Annotated in this window: 18 protein-coding genes; 1 reads left to right on the top strand and 17 read right to left on the bottom strand. The window is 63.3% G+C overall.

All coding sequences use genetic code 11. The features are described 5' to 3' along the window. Positions 1-78 precede the first annotated feature (78 nt). The 11 genes from glyA to sppA all read right to left on the bottom strand — a co-directional run bounded on the left by glyA (position 79) and on the right by sppA (position 9,188). Complete coding sequence (gene glyA / locus ACYVL5_RS15845) at positions 79-1,326, bottom strand: serine hydroxymethyltransferase (RefSeq protein WP_460596548.1); 1,248 nt, start codon at positions 1,324-1,326, stop codon at positions 79-81. 97 nt (positions 1,327-1,423) lie between these two features. After that, positions 1,424-1,879, bottom strand: a complete 456-nt coding sequence (rpiB, locus tag ACYVL5_RS15840) for an RpiB/LacA/LacB family sugar-phosphate isomerase (protein WP_460596547.1) — start codon at positions 1,877-1,879, stop codon at positions 1,424-1,426. A gap of 3 nt (positions 1,880-1,882) precedes the next feature. After that, a complete protein-coding gene (fabF, locus tag ACYVL5_RS15835) occupies positions 1,883-3,115 on the bottom strand; it encodes a beta-ketoacyl-[acyl-carrier-protein] synthase II (protein WP_460596546.1) in 1,233 nt (410 codons plus the stop codon). Positions 3,116-3,209: 94 nt separating this feature from the next. Further along, the gene (gene acpP / locus ACYVL5_RS15830; protein WP_012531540.1) at positions 3,210-3,443 is read right to left on the bottom strand and encodes an acyl carrier protein; all 234 of its coding nucleotides are present in this window, start codon (positions 3,441-3,443) and stop codon (positions 3,210-3,212) included. A gap of 133 nt (positions 3,444-3,576) precedes the next feature. After that, the gene (gene fabG, locus ACYVL5_RS15825; RefSeq protein WP_460596545.1) at positions 3,577-4,317 is read right to left on the bottom strand and encodes a beta-ketoacyl-ACP reductase; all 741 of its coding nucleotides are present in this window, start codon (positions 4,315-4,317) and stop codon (positions 3,577-3,579) included. Beyond that, positions 4,314-5,246: an ACP S-malonyltransferase gene (gene fabD, locus ACYVL5_RS15820; RefSeq protein WP_460596544.1), complete on the bottom strand. Its 933-nt coding sequence runs from the start codon at positions 5,244-5,246 to the stop codon at positions 4,314-4,316. The genes fabG and fabD overlap by 4 nt, the downstream gene beginning before the upstream one ends. A 156-nt stretch (positions 5,247-5,402) precedes the next feature. Next, complete coding sequence (locus ACYVL5_RS15815; protein WP_460596543.1) at positions 5,403-6,383, bottom strand: beta-ketoacyl-ACP synthase III; 981 nt, start codon at positions 6,381-6,383, stop codon at positions 5,403-5,405. After that, the gene (gene plsX / locus ACYVL5_RS15810) at positions 6,380-7,438 is read right to left on the bottom strand and encodes a phosphate acyltransferase PlsX (protein ID WP_460596542.1); all 1,059 of its coding nucleotides are present in this window, start codon (positions 7,436-7,438) and stop codon (positions 6,380-6,382) included. Before plsX ends, ACYVL5_RS15815 begins: the two co-directional genes overlap by 4 nt. A gap of 55 nt (positions 7,439-7,493) precedes the next feature. Next, the gene (gene rpmF / locus ACYVL5_RS15805; RefSeq protein ID WP_250678561.1) at positions 7,494-7,676 is read right to left on the bottom strand and encodes a 50S ribosomal protein L32; all 183 of its coding nucleotides are present in this window, start codon (positions 7,674-7,676) and stop codon (positions 7,494-7,496) included. A gap of 12 nt (positions 7,677-7,688) precedes the next feature. Further along, positions 7,689-8,225, bottom strand: a complete 537-nt coding sequence (locus ACYVL5_RS15800; RefSeq protein ID WP_460596541.1) for a YceD family protein — start codon at positions 8,223-8,225, stop codon at positions 7,689-7,691. Positions 8,226-8,297: 72 nt separating this feature from the next. Continuing rightward, the gene (sppA, locus tag ACYVL5_RS15795; RefSeq protein ID WP_460596540.1) at positions 8,298-9,188 is read right to left on the bottom strand and encodes a S49 family peptidase; all 891 of its coding nucleotides are present in this window, start codon (positions 9,186-9,188) and stop codon (positions 8,298-8,300) included. Positions 9,189-9,396: 208 nt separating this feature from the next. On the opposite strand from sppA, the gene ACYVL5_RS15790 reads away from it, so the two are divergent. Beyond that, a complete protein-coding gene (locus ACYVL5_RS15790; RefSeq protein ID WP_460596539.1) occupies positions 9,397-9,867 on the top strand; it encodes a metallophosphoesterase family protein in 471 nt (156 codons plus the stop codon). 57 nt (positions 9,868-9,924) lie between these two features. On the opposite strand, the gene ACYVL5_RS15785 is transcribed toward ACYVL5_RS15790, so the two are convergent. From ACYVL5_RS15785 to ACYVL5_RS15760, 6 genes are all read right to left on the bottom strand, one after another. Then, the gene (locus ACYVL5_RS15785) at positions 9,925-10,314 is read right to left on the bottom strand and encodes a hypothetical protein (protein ID WP_460596538.1); all 390 of its coding nucleotides are present in this window, start codon (positions 10,312-10,314) and stop codon (positions 9,925-9,927) included. Between the two features lie 100 nt (positions 10,315-10,414). Beyond that, positions 10,415-10,801, bottom strand: coding sequence for a response regulator transcription factor (locus ACYVL5_RS15780; RefSeq protein WP_460596537.1), 387 nt, complete (start codon positions 10,799-10,801; stop codon positions 10,415-10,417). A gap of 15 nt (positions 10,802-10,816) precedes the next feature. Continuing rightward, complete coding sequence (locus tag ACYVL5_RS15775; protein ID WP_460596536.1) at positions 10,817-11,695, bottom strand: ABC transporter substrate-binding protein; 879 nt, start codon at positions 11,693-11,695, stop codon at positions 10,817-10,819. Positions 11,696-11,793: 98 nt separating this feature from the next. Next, positions 11,794-13,929, bottom strand: a complete 2,136-nt coding sequence (locus ACYVL5_RS15770) for an MtrB/PioB family outer membrane beta-barrel protein (protein WP_460596535.1) — start codon at positions 13,927-13,929, stop codon at positions 11,794-11,796. Continuing rightward, complete coding sequence (locus ACYVL5_RS15765) at positions 13,926-14,930, bottom strand: DmsE family decaheme c-type cytochrome (protein WP_460596534.1); 1,005 nt, start codon at positions 14,928-14,930, stop codon at positions 13,926-13,928. The genes ACYVL5_RS15770 and ACYVL5_RS15765 overlap by 4 nt, the downstream gene beginning before the upstream one ends. After that, entirely contained in the window at positions 14,931-15,761 is an 831-nt protein-coding gene (locus tag ACYVL5_RS15760) for an ABC transporter ATP-binding protein (RefSeq protein ID WP_460596533.1), read from the bottom strand. It lies immediately after the preceding gene. Positions 15,762-15,907 lie beyond the last annotated feature (146 nt).

Here is a 15,907-nt window from a genome sequence, read left to right as displayed (position 1 = left end):
GCGGTTCCGACCGGGGGATGGGTGGGAGGAGGGGGACTCTACGCCCCCTCCCCTGTGATTACCAGTACTTGCCGCCGGTTACCGGAGCCTGCCGGCGTAGAGCGGGAACTGTTTCATGAGGGCGTTGACCTGCTTTTTCACCGCGGCGAGCTTCGCCTCGTCGCCCACGTTGGCGAGCACCTCGGCGATGAAGCCGGCCACCTGCTCCATCTCGGCCTCTTTGAGGCCGTGGGTGGTGGCCGCCGGGGTCCCGATGCGGATACCGGAGGTGATGAACGGGGAGCGGGTGTCGAAGGGGATGCCGTTCTTGTTGACCGTGATGCCGGCCCGGTCGAGCGCCTCCTCGGCCACCTTGCCGGTCAGCTCGGTCTCGGTGAGATCCATCAGCATGAGGTGGTTGTCGGTGCCCCCCGAGGTGAGCTTGAAGCCGCGCTTGGTGAGGGCGGCGGCCAGCGCCTGGGCGTTCTTGACGATCTGCTGCTGGTAGCTCTTGAACTCGGGGGAGAGCGCCTCCTTGAAGGCGACCGCCTTGGCGGCGATCACGTGCATGAGGGGACCCCCCTGGATGCCCGGGAAGATGTTGGAGTTGAGGGTCTTCGCGTAATCCTCGCGGCAGAGGATCATGCCGCCGCGCGGTCCCCTGAGGGTCTTGTGGGTGGTGGTGGTCACGAACTCGGCGTAGGGGACCGGGCTCGGGTGTACCCCGGCGGCCACCAGGCCGGCGATGTGGGCCATGTCCACCATGAGGACGGCGCCCACCTTGTCGGCGATCCTGCGGAACGCCTCGAAGTCGAGGACGCGGGGGTAGGCGGAGGCCCCCACCACGATCATCTTCGGCTTGTGCTCGACCGCCAGCCGCTCGGTCTCCTCGTAATCGATCCTGCCGGTCTCGCGGGAGACGCCGTAGGGGACGATGTTGAAGAGCTTGCCGGAGAAGTTGACCGGGGAGCCGTGGGTCAGGTGCCCGCCGTGGGCCAGGTTCATGCCGAGCACGGTGTCGCCCGGCTTCAGCACGGAGAAGTAGACCGCCATGTTGGCCTGGGAGCCGGAGTGCGGCTGCACGTTCGCGTGGTCGGCGCCGAAGAGTTCCTTGGCCCGTTCGATGGCCAGGTTCTCCACGATGTCGACGTTGTGGCACCCTCCGTAGTAGCGCTTGCCGGGGTAGCCTTCCGCGTACTTGTTGGTCAGCACCGAGCCCTGGGCTTCCAGCACCGCCGGGGAGACGAAGTTCTCCGAGGCGATCAGTTCGAGGTTGTACTCCTGGCGCTCGGTCTCGAGGCGGATCGCCTCGGCCACTGCCGGATCGAAAGTTTCCAGTACGGACATGTCTTTCTCCTGAAATTTTTGGTGTTAAAAGAAAACGGGACTTTTGTGGAGTCCCGTCGTTTTTCTCGGTATTTCCGGGCGCATCCGGAGACCCCGGCTAGCAGCAGGTGATCTTCAGCTCACCCTCCAGCGCGGTGATCTTGTCGAGGCGGTTTTGGTGGCGGCCGGCGGCGAACTCGGTGTCGAGCCAGGCGCAGACCATCTCGCGGGCAAGCTCGGCGCTGATGACACGCCCTCCCAGCACCAGGATGTTGGCGTTGTTGTGCTCCTTGGCCATGGTGGCCATGAAGACATCGGTGGCGAGCGCAGCCCTCACCTTCGGGAACTTGTTGGCCACGATGGACATCCCGATCCCGGTGCCGCAGACCAGGATACCTTTCTCGGCCGCCCCGGTGGATACCCGTTTGGCCACCTGCACGCCGAAGTCGGGGTAATCGACCGAATCGCCGTTGTTGGTCCCCAGGTCCTGGCAGGCTATGCCACGCTCCTTAAGGAGTTTCTTGATCTCTTCCTTGAGATCGAGACCGCCGTGGTCGCTTCCAATCACTATCATCCGTTAGATCCTCTTGAAGAGCAGGGTGGCGTTGGTGCCGCCGAAACCGAAGGAGTTGCTCATGGCGTACTCGATCTTGGCGTCCCGGGCGGTGTTGGCAACGTAGTCGAGGTCGCAGTCGGGATCCGGATCCTGCAGGTTGATGGTCGGGGGGACCACCGACTTCTGCATCCCCATCAGGGTAAAGACCGCCTCCACGCCGCCTGCGGCACCTAAAAGGTGACCGGTCATGGACTTGGTGGAGGAGACCATCAGTTTGTAGGCGTGGTCGCCGAAGACCGATTTGACGGCCATGGTCTCGTACATGTCGCCGTAGGGGGTCGATGTCCCGTGGGCGTTGATGTAGGTGACCTGCTCGGGGTTAAGCCCCGCGGTGGAGAGCGCCATCTTCATGCAGCGGGCCGCCCCTTCCCCGCCCGGAGCCGGGCTGGTCAGGTGGTAGGCGTCGCCGGAGAGGCCGTAACCTACGATCTCGCCGTAGATCTTGGCGCCGCGGGCCTTGGCGGCCTCGTACTCCTCGAGCACCACGATGCCGGAGCCCTCGGAGAGGACGAAACCATCCCTCCCCTTGTCGAAGGGGCGGGAGGCGGCAGCCGGATCGTCGTTGTTGGTGGAGAGCGCCTTCATGACGGCGAAGCCGCCGATACCGAGCGGGGTCACGGTCGACTCGGTGCCGCCGGCGATCATGGCGTCGGCATCGCCGCGCCTGATCATGTGGTAGGCGTCACCGATCGAGTGGGTGCCGGTAGCGCAGGCAGAGACCGACGAGACGTTGGGCCCCTTGGCCCCGTAGCGCATGGAGATGTGGCCGGGAGCCAGGTTGATGATCAGCATCGGGATGAAGAAGGGGGAGATCTTCTTGTAGCCGCCGTCCGCAAGCGCGGTGTGGTAACGCTCGATGGCCGGAAGCCCGCCCAGGCCGGCGCCCACCAGGACCCCTACCCTCTCGGCGTTTTCCTCGTTGATGACCAGCCCCGAGTCCTCCATGGCGAAGTGGGCCGCGGCCAGGGAGTACTGGATGAAGAGGTCCATCTTCTTGACCTCTTTCTTGTCGATGAACTCCTCGGCGACGAAGTCCTTGACCTCGCCGGCGATCTTGACCGGCAGATCGGTAGTATCAAAGCGGGTTATGGGAGCGATGCCGGACTTGCCGGCCACGATGGCCTCCCAGTTCTTGCCGTTCCCGATCCCCAGAGGGGAGACCACGCCGACACCCGTTACGACGACTCTTCTCATGCGTTGAACTCCTTGAAATCTGATGCATCATGCCGGACTGCGGGCATGAAAAAGGGGAAGTGAAACTCCCCCCGTTGGGTACTGTCAGTTTGAATCAGGTGTGATCGGTGATGTAGTCGATTGCGTCCTGGACGGACTGAATCTTCTCGGCATCCTCGTCGGAGATCTCGATTTCGAACTCTTCTTCAAGAGCCATCACGAGCTCAACAGTGTCGAGGGAGTCAGCGCCGAGGTCGTCCATGAAAGAGGACTCATTGGTTACCTGAGCCTCGTCTACACCGAGCTGCTCAGCGACTATTTCTTTGATGCGTTTTTCAATCGAAGCCATCTATACACCTCCATTTGATTTGCTGCGTCAGACGATTGTGATTGGGTTAAGCCACCTCAGTTTCATAGCATGAAAAGCCGAAATTGCAAAAGGTATTTTTGGCGCCTTTTCAACAAATCCCGGCTCAAATGCATTACATGTACATGCCGCCGTTCACCGACAGCACGTGCCCGGTGATATAGGCAGCGCCCTCGGAAACGAGGAAGACGACGGCGGCGGCGATGTCGTCGCCGGAGCCGAGTCTCCCCATGGGGATCTGCTCCTGGAGCGCCTCGCGGGCCTTGTCACCAAGTTCGGCGGTCATGTCGGTCTCGATGAAGCCGGGGGTGACCGCGTTGACGGTCACGTTGCGGCGGGCAAGTTCCTTGGCGACGCTCTTGGTGAGGCCGATCATACCGGCCTTGGAGGCGCAGTAGTTGGCCTGGCCGGGATTCCCCATCTCCCCCACCACCGAGCTCACGTTGACGATGCGGCCGTAGCGGGCCTTGGTCATCACCTTGGAGGCTTCCTTGATGCAGTTGAAGGCACCTTTGAGGTTAACATCCAGCACCTGATCCCAGTCGGCTTCTTTCATGCGAAGCAGAAGGCCATCTTTGGTGATGCCGGCATTGTTGACCAGGATGTCGATTTTCCCGAAAGCGGCCAGCGCCTCCTTGAAGAGGTTATCCACCTCGGCGACCTGGGAGACGTCCACCTTGACGGCCAGCGACTTCCCGCCGGCGGCCGCGATCTCGTCGGCGGTCTTCTGGGCCCCCTCCCGGCTGGTGGCGGTCACCACCACGGCGGCCCCTTCGGCGGCCAGCTTGAGCGCGATGGCGCGGCCGATGCCGCGGGATGCCCCGGTTACCAGGGCGACCTGTCCGTTGAGACTCATTGGGCACCTCCCGCCATGGCCTTTACGCCGGCCACGTCCTGTACGTTGAAGGTCGCCGCTTCCTTGGCGATCCTCTTGACCAGACCGGCCAGCACCTTGCCGGGGCCGATCTCCACGAAGTCAGTCACGCCGTTGGCGACCATCCACTGCACCGAGGCATCCCACAGGACCGGGGAGCAGACCTGCTCGACCAGAAGCGGCTTCACGCGGGCGGCGTCGGAATTGGGCTTCGCTTCCACGTTGGTCACCACCGGGGTGACCAGCGGGGAGACGGTGACCGGCTCCAGGGTGGCGGCCAGGCGGTCGGCGGCCGGCTTCATGAGGGCGCAATGGAAGGGAGCGGAGACCGGCAGCGGCATGGCCTTCCTGAACCCTTTCGCCTTGGCGATCTCGATGGCACGGTTGACTGCGGTGGCATTGCCGGCGATGACGATCTGGCCGGGGGAGTTGAAGTTGGCCGGAGAGACCACCTCGCCCTGGGCGGCTTCGGCGCAGATCTCCTGGAGGAGCTCAGGCTCGACCCCCAGGATGGCGGCCATCCCCCCTACCCCGACCGGCACCGCTTCCTGCATGAAGGTGCCGCGGGCGCGGACGGTGCGAAGGGCGTCGGCGAAGTCGAGCGCGCCGGCGGCCACCAGGGCCGAGTACTCGCCCAGCGAGTGACCGGCGACGAAGGATGCGGAGAGGGAAGACTCTTCCTTGAGAACCCGGAAGGCGGCCACGCTGGCGGCCAGGATGGCCGGCTGGGTATTGGCGGTCAGCTTCAGATCCTCCTCCGGCCCCTCGAAGCAGAGGGTGGAGAGTTTGAAGCCCAAGGCCTCGTCGGCCTCCTCGAAGGTGCGGAGGGCGGTCTTGAAGTTTTCGGCGAGTTCCCGGCCCATCCCCGCGTGCTGCGAGCCCTGGCCGGGGAAGATGAATGCGTAGGACATAGGTACCCTCGTTAAGAAGTGATGCGAACTTACATTACAGGGTCAAAAGAAGTAACCGAGAAAAGCCCCCGGGGCCCTTCTGATAGTACAGGGAAGTGACGCGCAACGCCCCCCCTTTGCCAAGGGGGGACAGGGGGATTTTTGCTTACCTTGAAGCTACCAGCGGATGGCGGCCGCACCCCAGGTGAGCCCACCGCCGAAGGCGTCGAGAAGGACCACGTCGCCGTCCTTGATGCGACCGGCGCGGAAGGCCTCGTCGAGCGCGATCGGGATCGAGGCAGCCGAGGTGTTGCCGTAGCGGCCGAGGTTCACGTAGGTACGGTCTGCGCCGATCCCCAGACGCTTGCCGACCGAGTCGATGATCCTCTGGTTGGCCTGGTGCGGGATGAAGAGCGAGACGTCGTCGATGGTAAGGCCGTTGGTGGTGAGAGCCTCGAGCCCCACCTCCCCCATGGCGCGCACGGCGTACTTGAAGACCTCGTTCCCCTGCATAGTCAGGTAGATCAGGCGGTCGTCCAGGTTCTTCTGGGAAGCGGGGTTGCGGCTGCCGCACCCTCTCTGGTAGAGGAGCTCCCAGTAGTTGCCGTCGCTGTAGAGATGGGTAGAGAGGACACCGTGATCGCCCTCGGCCGCCTCGAGCACCACGGCACCCGCGCCGTCACCGAAGAGAAGGCAGGTGTTGCGGTCGGTCCAGTCCACGACGCGGGAAAGTACCTCGGCGCCGATCACCAGCGCCTTCTTGGCCTGGCCACAGCGGATGAACTTTTCGGCAGTGGAAAGCGCGTAGATGAAACCGGAGCAGGCGGCGGAGAGGTCGAAGCAGGCGGCGTTGACGGCCTTGATGTTCTGCTGCACGATGCAGGCGGTGGCGGGGAACGGGAAGTCGGGGGTCAAAGTGCCGATGATGAGCAGGTCGATCTCCTCGGCCTTGGCGCCCGCAGCCTCCAGCGCCCTGAGGGCTGCCTGGGTGGCGAAAGTGGAGGTGTACTCCCCTTCCGAGGCGATGCGGCGCTCGCGGATGCCGGTCCGGGTGACGATCCACTCGTCGCTGGTATCCACCATCTTCTCAAGGTCGAAGTTGGTCAGTACCTTCTCCGGCAAACAGGAACCGGTGCCGGTGATTTTTGCGCGAATCATTGGGCTGCTTTCTCCTTTGCGGCGTCGGGGACCGATGCGCCCTCGCGCTCGCGGGCCGATCCGGGGAAGCTTTCATCGAGCTTGTCAGCCATCCGGCCGTTGACCCCTTTCAGCGCGTAGTCATGGGCGAAGCGGATGGCATTCTTGATCGCCTTCGGGTTGGAGCCGCCGTGGCAGATCATGCCGACGCCGTTGATCCCCAGAAGGGGAGCGCCGCCGTACTCCGCGTAGTCCACAGTTTTCTTGAAGTTATTGAAGGCCTTGCGGCAGAGGAGATAACCGACTTGGGAAAGGAGGCTGCTTTTGATCTCGGCCTTGAGCATCTTGCCCACGGCCTCGGCGAGCCCTTCGGAAACCTTGAGAACCACGTTGCCGACGAAGCCATCGGTGACCACCACGTCGACGGTGCCGTTGAAGATGTCCCTTCCCTCCACGTAGCCGATGTAGTTGATCGGCTTCTCACGCAGCATGAGACTGCTCTCGCGGGTCAGATCGTTCCCCTTGCTGTCTTCCTCGCCATTGGAGAGGAGCCCCACCCGGGGGGCGGCGACACCCATCACGAAGCGCGCGTACACCTCGCCCATGATGGCGAACTGCAAGAGGTGGATCGGCTTGCAGTCGACGTTGCCGCCGACATCGAGCACGAGGGTCTTGCCGGTAAGAGTGGGAAAGATCTGGGCGATGGCGGGACGGTCGATTCCCTTCATCCGTTTCAGCACGAACATCCCCGCGGCCATGGTGGCACCGGAGTTACCTGCGCTGACCACGGCGGCGGCCTTCCCCTCCTTGACGAGCTCGAAAGCGACCCTGATGGAGGAGTCCTTCTTCTTCCGGACCGCGTCGGAGGCGGAATCGTGCATGCCTACCACCTCGGAGGCATGCCAGAGATCGATGTCCAGACCGGTCACGTCGTAGCGGGCGAGCTCGGCCTTGACCCTCTCGGTGTCGCCCACCAGGGTGACCGGTACTCCGAACTCCCTGGCTGCGGCTACGGCACCTTCGACCTCAACATGAGGGGCGTTATCGCCCCCCATCACATCGACAGCAACTCTCATATTTCCCCTGGAAAGCGGATTTCCTGAAGTCACGACAGTGTGAACGCCTGGGCTATTAAGCTTCTTCGGCGTTCAGGACCTGGCGTCCCTTGTAGGTTCCGCAGGAGGGGCAGACGCAGTGCGGGAGTTTGGGGGCCTTGCACTGGGGGCAGGTGGAGACGGTGGGAGCGGTCAGGAAGTCGTGAGCCCTTCTCATGTTTTTGCGGGACTTGGAAGTTTTCTTCTTGGGTACAGCCATGGTGTTCTCCTTTTACTTTTCTATCTTGATCTTCTTCAGCGCGGCCATTTTCAGGTTGATCCCGCCGCGGTCGCAGCCGCACTCGCCGTGGTTTAAGTCCTGGCCGCAGTTGGGGCAAAGCCCCAGGCAGGACTCCTTGCAAAGGGGTTTGTACGGGATCTCCAGCAGAACCTGCTCGGCGATCTCCGGGTCAAGGTCTATCTCGTCCCCGCTGTAGCTGGCCGAAATCAGCTCTTCGTCGGAGAGCTCGACCTCCTCGTCCATCTCCTCACCCCTGGACTCGGTGTAGAAGATGGTGAACTCGGAGGAAAGGGGAATCTCGTACTCGGTCAGGCAGCGCGAACAGGAGAGGCGGACGGCGCTTTCGACCTTGCCGGCGACCCTCACGTGCCCGTACTCCCACTGGGCGGACATCTCGGCTTTGATCGGCATGATAAAGCTGCACTCTCCGGCGGCCTCCATGTCGACCAGGCTCGGGTAGTGCTCCGCGGGTTCCTCTTCGATGAGGTCGATCCGCTTCTTTTTGACGTCATCGACGCGTATCTTCACGGGATGGACCCCCTCTTTTTCAAAGTTTCCCAGTATATAGATGGAGGTTATTTTGTCAAGACAAATGATGGGCTACCATCCACCCCCCAGCCGGTAGTCGACGCTCACCTCGCCGTCGGCCCGCGACAGGGCCCCCAGCCGGTCGGCGGCGCTCTCCACCAGGAGATCTACCATCCTGGATTTTTTCTTGGAAGGTTTGATCAGGTGAGGCTCCCCCTTGATCCCCGCCAGTCTCCCCGCCTCCTCGATGGCGTCCTGGAGGGTCCCGAGCCGGTCGACCAGCTTGACGGCCAGCGCCTGCTCGCCGGAGAAGATCCTCCCGTCCGCGATGGCCCTGACGCTCTCCACCGGGAGCTTGCGCCCCTCGGCCACCGCCTTCACGAACTGGGCGTGGGTGGAGTCGATCACATTCTGGAGCATCTGCCGCTCTTCTGCGGTCATCGGGCGGGCAGGAGAACCGACATCCTTGAACTTGCCGGTCTTGATGGTGAAGGCCTTCATTCCCACCTTCCCCATCAGCCCCTCGAGGTTGGAGAACTTCATCAACACCCCGATGCTCCCGGTGATGGTGCCGGGGTTGGCGTAGATGAGGGTCGCGGGGGCCGAGATGTAATAGCCACCCGAGGCGGCCACGCTCCCCATGGAGACCACCACCTTCTTCACCCGGGCGAGTCCCTTGATCTCCGCCGATATTTCCTGGGAGGGGCCGACCACCCCGCCGGGGGAATCCACCCGGACCACCACCGCCTTCACCCGCTCGTTCTTCCTGAGCTCATGCAGTTGGCGGACGGTGTCCTGGCCGTCGACGATGACCCCCTTGACCTCCACGTAGCCGATGCCGTCCTCGCCGGAGAAGCGGTCATGGTCGCCGAAGAGAGCGGTGGCCGCCGCCACGCAGACCACGAACAGAAGCAGCAGTCCCCCCGCCGTCAGGGCGCCCCAGAATAAACATCCTCGTTTCATGCCCCCTCCACTTTATGTGAGTTGTAGCCCCCGTCCCTGTAGTCCCTGTAGTCCATTGGGTCCCTTGGGTCTCTGACAGTCCCTTCCCCCAATGAGCCTACAATTTTCTTGAACTCATGTGCCACAAAGGTCTATACACCACTGATATACACGGTATCGGGGAACTCTCAACGCGGCATCCGCTCCCCGCCATGAAATGAGGAATGCGATGAAACTTCTGGTCATTTCCGACAGCCACGGCAACTACCCGCAGGCCTTCAAGGCTCATGAACTGGCCGGCCCGGTCGACCACATTATCCACCTGGGAGACGGCAGTGAGGACGCGAAGCTTCTCGAAGAGGTGCTGGAAGTGCCGGTCCTCCGGGTAGCCGGCAACTGCGACTGCGATCCTCAGCTCCCCCGCGAGCTCACCCTGAAGTTCGGCGATTGCCAGGTGCTAGTGACCCACGGTAATAGGCAGGCGGTGAAGTCGGGGCTGGGCGAACTGATCGGCCGGGGGAAACAGGTGGGCGCCAACCTGATTCTGTACGGGCACACCCATCTTCCGGCGGTGGAAGCGGCGGACGGGATGCTTTTGATCAACCCGGGCTCCCTCAAAGAGGGTGGCTCCGCCTCCTACGCGGTCATCACCGTGGAGGGAGACGAGGTGGGAGCGGTCATCCACGGCATCGCCCCCTGATCTCCCCCGGCTCCCACCAAAACGAAAGGGCCTCCATCTCCGGAAGCCCCTCGCCCATCAGCAGCCACATCCACAGTTGTGACAGACCCTGCGGTTCTCGCTGTCGGGAGGCACCGTCTCCGGCGCGAAGGCGATCCTGTTGACCGCCCGCCTGATATCCTCCAGGGGGTCGAGGTTGGGGCTTTTCCCGATCACGTGCCCGACGCAGACACTGGTGATCCCGTCCGAAGGGGAGCCGATCCTGACGGCGTTAAGAAGATCCACGTAGCTCTTTATCTCGATCACCTGCTCCTGGCTGTCGAGCCTCTCCAGCTCGATATCGAAAGGCGCCAGCTCCTTTACCAGTTCCTCGCAGAACCGGTCGAAACCGGCACCGGAGAGCACCTTCTCCCAGTCAGGCCGGGTGTGCTTCTGCCCGTAACAGATCAACCGCATATGCTTTCCCATCACAACCTCTCTCATTGCTATTCGAACTGGAGCTCGTGGCAGCGCCCTCCAGCCTCACCCTGTCCCTCTCCTTGAGGAAGAGGTACGCGACCGCCGGCTGTCAGCTTTCCGCGGCCTTTCGCTGCAGGGAGCTGAAGATCATATCGAGCACCGCCTTCTGCTTCGCCTCGTACTTGTTCAAGACCGCCAGGCAGGTCCCCATCGGGAACTGCTCGTGTAGGTAGTCCGAGTCGCGCCCCGACAGGATGACGATCCGGTTCTTGTCCATTCCCACCGACAATGCGTAGCTCACGAGCTTGGTACCGTCGAGCACCGGCATCTCCAGGTCCACCAGCAAAAGATCGAGCTTCTCATCTTTCAGGATGGTGAGCGCCTGGAAGGGATCGGTGCAGGTCCTCACATCCAAAAGTGGATAGAGGGACTGGATCTTTTCCTTAAGCGCCTGAACGAAGGCCGCATCATCGTCGACGATCATGATCTTTCTCATCAACACCTCATACTATCACTTCAGAACCCGAGTGGCCGCGGAAAACACCGGGAAGGGGACATGAAGATCCAGCGCCTTTGCCATCTTCAGGTTGACGATCAGGTCCACCCGTTTCGGGGTGGCTACCGGGAGTTGGGACGCCCGCTTGCCTGAGAGGATGCGGGCGGCATAATCGGCGGCGACCTGCCCCTGCTCGGCAGGGTCGGCCTCCAGGGAAACCAGCGCACCCTTGTGGGCCGCCCCCGGCATCTGCGAGATCACCGGGATCTTCAGCTCGGCCGCCCGGTGCACCACCTTCTCGAAGGCGCGGCTCGCCGCCGCGCACTCGGTGATGTAGATCATCTCCACCCGGGCCCCGAACAGCGAGGCCAGGGCGGCATCGACCCCGGAAGTCCCGCTCACGTTGGCCTCGGTGAGAATCACCCCGCTGGCGGCGGCAATCTTGCGGGCCTCGCGGAGCTGGACCAGGGACCCCTCTTCCCGGACCGAGTAGATCACCCCCATCGACTTGGTCGGCTTGATCTCGAGCGCGGTGCGGATGAGGGTGACCAGCGGGACCTTGGAGCTTATGCCGGCCGCGTTGGTGCCGGTGGAGTTCATGCTCTTGGCGACGCCGGTTTCCACCGGCCCGTAGACGTCGGCGAAGACCACCGGGATGTCCCCCCGCTCGTGCAGCGCCGCCAGGGTGGCGGAGGCCCCGTAGGAGACGATGAGATCCGCGCCGATGGCGTTGAACTTCCTGACACTGTTGGCCCAGGAAATCGGGTCGGGGTTCGGGGTCTGGGTGATGACTTCCACGCTGCTCTGATCGTACCCCTTGAGGACCATGGCCTTGATGAAGGCCCGGTGAGCCTCGCGGTAGCGCGGCAGGTCGCAGGTCAGGATGGCGGCCACGAGCTTCCCGGCCGCAAGGGAGCGCGACGCGGGGGTGGCTGCGCAGATGACCAGCAGCAGGATTGTCAGGCGAAAAACTTTCAGGATCTACCTCTTGCTCACCACGTGGCCGCCACGGTCGCCACCACGGAATGGACGGTCCCGTTGTACAGGCTGTAGGCCGGGTTCTTCTCGTCGTAATCCCTCACCTGGTACTGCAGCGAGGAGGAAAGCATCGGGGTGAAGTGGTACTCCCCCCGCGCGGAAAGCTGGCTGATCACCGTCTTTTGTCTGGTGATGTCGGTAATGCCGCTGGTATCGCTGCCGGCGGAGAAGGAGGTAAAGGCAGGTTCGAAGGCCGAAGCGGAGCGGACCTGCTGCAGCATGAGGGAGAGGTCGAGCCTGTCCACCCCGGTGTAGGTGGCGCTGACCCCGAACACGTGGGAGCGGTCGTAGAAGTCCGAGCCGGCCTCGTGTCCCACCGCCACCATCGAGAAGAGCACGCTCTGGTCGATACGGGTGTCGAGATAGGCGTAGTTGGCCCCCAAAGTCAATCCGGGCAGCGGAACGAACCACCCGATCAGGTTCCCGTTGACCACCTGGCGGTCGCGGGAGGTGAGGGGATAGGCGGTGTAGGTCACGTCGGTGGAGACCGTGGGGTCGACCGGGAGGTTGACCAGGAAATGCTGCACGTCGGGGTTGAGCTCCCGCCTGACGATCAGGTTGGCACTCCCCCCCCAGCCGTTGTTCCTGATGAAGCTCGCCAGCAGTTTTCCTTCGTGCTTCTCCTGGTAGGAGGCACCGTAGGAGGGGTGGTCGACGGTGGTGTAGCTGTAGCTTCCGTTGAAGCGAAGACCGGTCACCGGCCGGTAGTTGGCCGAGATGGCCCCGCGATGGCTCGCGCTGTCCTCGGGAAGCGCCCAGCTCGTGTAGGACTGCAGGGAGGAGACGTTGCTCCTTTGCTGGAACTGCCCCCGGTACTCGCCGGTCATCGAGAAGTCGCGCCGCGGATGGTAGGCGACGGTGGCAGTCACCGTGTCCCTGGTGGTGTCCATCGGGGCCTTGACGAGGACCACCGGGCTGGCGAAGTTCACGCTGGTCACCTCGCCCCGCCCGTCGTTTTCCAGCTGCTGGCGGCGGTATTTCACCGTCGCGCTCCACTCCTTGTTGAGGATGTAGGAGAGATCGCCGGCGGCGTTATGCAGATCCTCGCGGAGGGACTTGGCGCCGGTGGTATCGGAGAGGTTGGAGAGGTTCTCGCGCTGCTCGACGCTGTAGGCGCCGCTCGCCACCAGCCCCCCGGACATCGAGCTGTGGACCTTGAGGGTGTGGGAGACGAAGCGGCTGTCGGGATTCTCGTTGTGCTCCCTCACCCCGCCCACCGTCTCCGGGTTACCCGCGATGTCGTTACGCGAAACGTAGGGGGCGGTCGGAATGGGCTGGCGGTCCTCGAAGACCCGGATCTTGAACTCGTAGGCGAGATCCACCGGTCCCAGGTGGGCGTCGGCCCCCACCCTCCCCTCCTGGGTCTGCTGGTTCACGTTGCGGGGGGTGGCGTAGATGGTGTTCGGGGTCCCCTCGAAGGCGATGTCGGCAAAGCGCTGCTGTCTGGTCCCTTCCCGGACCAGCCGCCAGTAGCCGAGGTTCACGTGGAGGGGATAGTTGTGCAGCCGGTAGCGGAAGTCGGCGTTGTCCTGCACCACGCTGACCCCGTAATCCTGCTCCGGGTCCTGGACCGCCACGTAGTCGGCCGGGGTGCGGGGGGGATCGACGCGGCCGGCCTGGAAGTTCGGCGAGAAGAGGATCTCGCGGTCCAGGTTGTGGAAGAGCGACTCGGTCCTCAGGTGGAGGCGGTAGTCCCCCTGGTAGTCGAGGAGGAGGTCGCCGTGATAGTCGTGCTCGTTGAGGAAGGCCCCCTCGACCTCGAGGTTGCCGTCGCGCTGGAGGTTGCGATAGAAGAGGCCGCCGGTCCGGCTGGAGCGGAGGAAGCCGAACGGTTCCGCCCGGCCGCCGTAGCCGTCGGTGGCCACGAAGCCGTACCCTATGAAGCCCCCCTTCTGCTCGAGGGTTTCCACCTGGCGCTCCTGCTCAGGCGGAAGGCTTTTCGCCACGGTCGGATCGGGCTCCAAAAGCGGCTCCCACGGCTCTTCGGCCGCCGCGGCCCCCGCGGTAAGGAGCACCACCACCAGCGAAAGCGCCGCCGCGAGCCTCCGGTCCCACCCTCTGGTCACCCTCCGATCATGTAAACCGTTCATTGGCGCAGCGTCCCCTTTCCGGTCAGCCCCTGGGTGGGGGTGTCGGTTCCGTGGATCTGGGAATGGCAGTCGGTGCAGCGGTTGGTGAAGAGCTGCTTAAGCCCGGGGGTGTTGGAGGAGAGATGGGCGGAGTGGCACTGCAGGCAGAGAAACGGCATGGCCGCGTTCAGGAGGTGGTTGTTGACCGAGCCGTGGGGGGTGTGACAGTTGAGGCAGTTCTCGGTCAGGTCGCCGTGCTCGAAGACGAAGGGGCCCTGCTTCTCCATGTGGCAGCGGGTGCAGGTCTCCTTGAGGGTGTTCCCCTTGAGAAGCTTCGGCTGGGTGGAGCCGTGGATCTCGTGGCAGTCCACGCAGACCATCTTCTTTTCCCGGATGGGGTGGTGCGAGTAGAGGGCGTTTTCGGCCCGCACCTGGGGATGGCAGCCGTAGCACATCTCGGCCATCTGCTCGCGGCTCACCTTCTGCTGCGGCCCCTTGTGGAGCTTGTGGCAGTCGAAGCAGCTCACGTCGTTGATGGCGTGCACGCTCGCGTTCCAGAAGGCGAGCGCGGGCTGCGAGGCGGCCGAATGGCACTTGAGGCAGATGAGCGACTGGGCCTGGGGGGGAAGGTGCATCAGGTCGAGGAAGGTGCTGGTGTCGCACTTCCTGTTCTCGGCGGTGTTCTTCTCGGGGTTGTCGGGGAGGTTGGCGATGGCGAGGCTCCCCGGGCCGTGGCACGACTCGCAGTTGACCAGGGGGAGGCCGGTCTCGGCCTTGATCTGCTCGCCGTGGACGCTGTGGCTGAAATCGTCGGAGATCTTGTCGTGCTTGTGGCACTTGGCGACGCAGTTGGCGGTCCCGACGTAGTCGGCGTCGAGCCTACCAACGATCATCTTCTCGTACTCGCGCACCGGCAAAAGCGGCTTGCTCTGCTTCAAGTCGGCGCAGGCCCAAAGGGAAAGGGAAAGCCCCGCCAAAAAGGCGGTCAAAAGGATGCGGCGGCCAAGCGGTGCCTTTGCCATCTAGTCTCCCCTTATCCCCTTGGTGGTGGTGTAGATGAAGCTGCGGACGACCGGATTCTGGCTCTGCTTGATCTCCCGGGGGGTCCCCACCTCCACGATGGTCCCCCCGCTCATCATGGCGATGCGGTCGGAGATGTAGAGCGCGAAGTTCAAGTCGTGGGTGACGATCACGGTGGTGTTCCGGGTGGTCTCCTTGAGCTTCAGAATGGTGTTGGCCAGCTCGTCGGTGGTGACCGGGTCGAGCTCGGCGGTCGGCTCGTCGTAGAGGATCAGGTCGGGGTTCATGGCGAGCGAGCGCGCGATGGCCACCCGCTTCTTCATCCCGCCGGAAAGCTCCGAGGTCCTGAGCCCTTCACGTCCGGCAAGGCCGACCATCTCCAGCTTCTCGCGGATGATCTCCCGGATCCGCTGCTCCTTGCAGACCCGTTTCTCCCTCAGCCAAAGCCCCACGTTCTCCCCCACGGTCAGCGAGTTGAAAAGGGCCGAGGACTGGAAGACCATGCTGTAGCGGTAGTCGCGGGAGGAGTCGTGCGGGTCCCCCGAGAAGATCGGGAGATCGTCGATGTAGATCTCCCCGGAGTCGGGGGTCTCCAGCTTGACGATATGCTTCAGGAGCACGCTCTTGCCGGTCCCGGAGGGGCCGATGATGCAGAAGGTCTCGCCCGCCTTGATCTCCAGGTCGATGTCCTTGAGGACATGGGTGGAGCCGAAATACTTGTTGAGCCCAACTATCCGGATCCCCACCCCGCGGGTCTCGTGGAGGTCCACCGGACGGCTGTGGTCGGAGTGGAAAAAGGATGCGCTGAGGCCGTGCTTGAGTTTGGCGAACAAGGTGGATCCTTTGCGCTGACCTCCCCCGTAAAGAAGGGGGTGGTGGACCGGGAGCCGGGGCGGCGGCAGCCGGAGGGGTCAGCGCTGAAAAATGCCGCAATAGTAGCAGAGTGGTACACGGTCTGGCAAGCAGAGATGTGTACATT

This window comes from Geomonas sp. Red276 (genome assembly GCF_054784495.1).
This window is presented reverse-complemented; position numbering and strand designations above follow the sequence as displayed.

Bases quoted from the DNA above. Each gene is read 5' to 3' on its own strand.
- fabF (WP_460596546.1), bottom strand. From the start codon at position 3,115: ATGAGAAGAGTCGTCGTAACGGGTGTCGGCGTGGTCTCCCCTCTGGGG.
- glyA (WP_460596548.1), bottom strand. From the start codon at position 1,326: ATGTCCGTACTGGAAACTTTCGATCCGGCAGTGGCCGAGGCGATCCGC.
- fabG (WP_460596545.1), bottom strand. From the start codon at position 4,317: ATGAGTCTCAACGGACAGGTCGCCCTGGTAACCGGGGCATCCCGCGGC.
- rpmF (WP_250678561.1), bottom strand. From the start codon at position 7,676: ATGGCTGTACCCAAGAAGAAAACTTCCAAGTCCCGCAAAAACATGAGA.
- ACYVL5_RS15780 (WP_460596537.1), bottom strand. From the start codon at position 10,801: ATGAGAAAGATCATGATCGTCGACGATGATGCGGCCTTCGTTCAGGCG.
- rpiB (WP_460596547.1), bottom strand. From the start codon at position 1,879: ATGATAGTGATTGGAAGCGACCACGGCGGTCTCGATCTCAAGGAAGAG.
- ACYVL5_RS15815 (WP_460596543.1), bottom strand. From the start codon at position 6,383: ATGATTCGCGCAAAAATCACCGGCACCGGTTCCTGTTTGCCGGAGAAG.
- ACYVL5_RS15790 (WP_460596539.1), top strand. From the start codon at position 9,397: ATGAAACTTCTGGTCATTTCCGACAGCCACGGCAACTACCCGCAGGCC.
- fabD (WP_460596544.1), bottom strand. From the start codon at position 5,246: ATGTCCTACGCATTCATCTTCCCCGGCCAGGGCTCGCAGCACGCGGGG.
- plsX (WP_460596542.1), bottom strand. From the start codon at position 7,438: ATGAGAGTTGCTGTCGATGTGATGGGGGGCGATAACGCCCCTCATGTT.
- sppA (WP_460596540.1), bottom strand. From the start codon at position 9,188: ATGAAACGAGGATGTTTATTCTGGGGCGCCCTGACGGCGGGGGGACTG.
- ACYVL5_RS15765 (WP_460596534.1), bottom strand. From the start codon at position 14,930: ATGGCAAAGGCACCGCTTGGCCGCCGCATCCTTTTGACCGCCTTTTTG.
- ACYVL5_RS15770 (WP_460596535.1), bottom strand. From the start codon at position 13,929: ATGAACGGTTTACATGATCGGAGGGTGACCAGAGGGTGGGACCGGAGG.
- acpP (WP_012531540.1), bottom strand. From the start codon at position 3,443: ATGGCTTCGATTGAAAAACGCATCAAAGAAATAGTCGCTGAGCAGCTC.
- ACYVL5_RS15785 (WP_460596538.1), bottom strand. From the start codon at position 10,314: ATGGGAAAGCATATGCGGTTGATCTGTTACGGGCAGAAGCACACCCGG.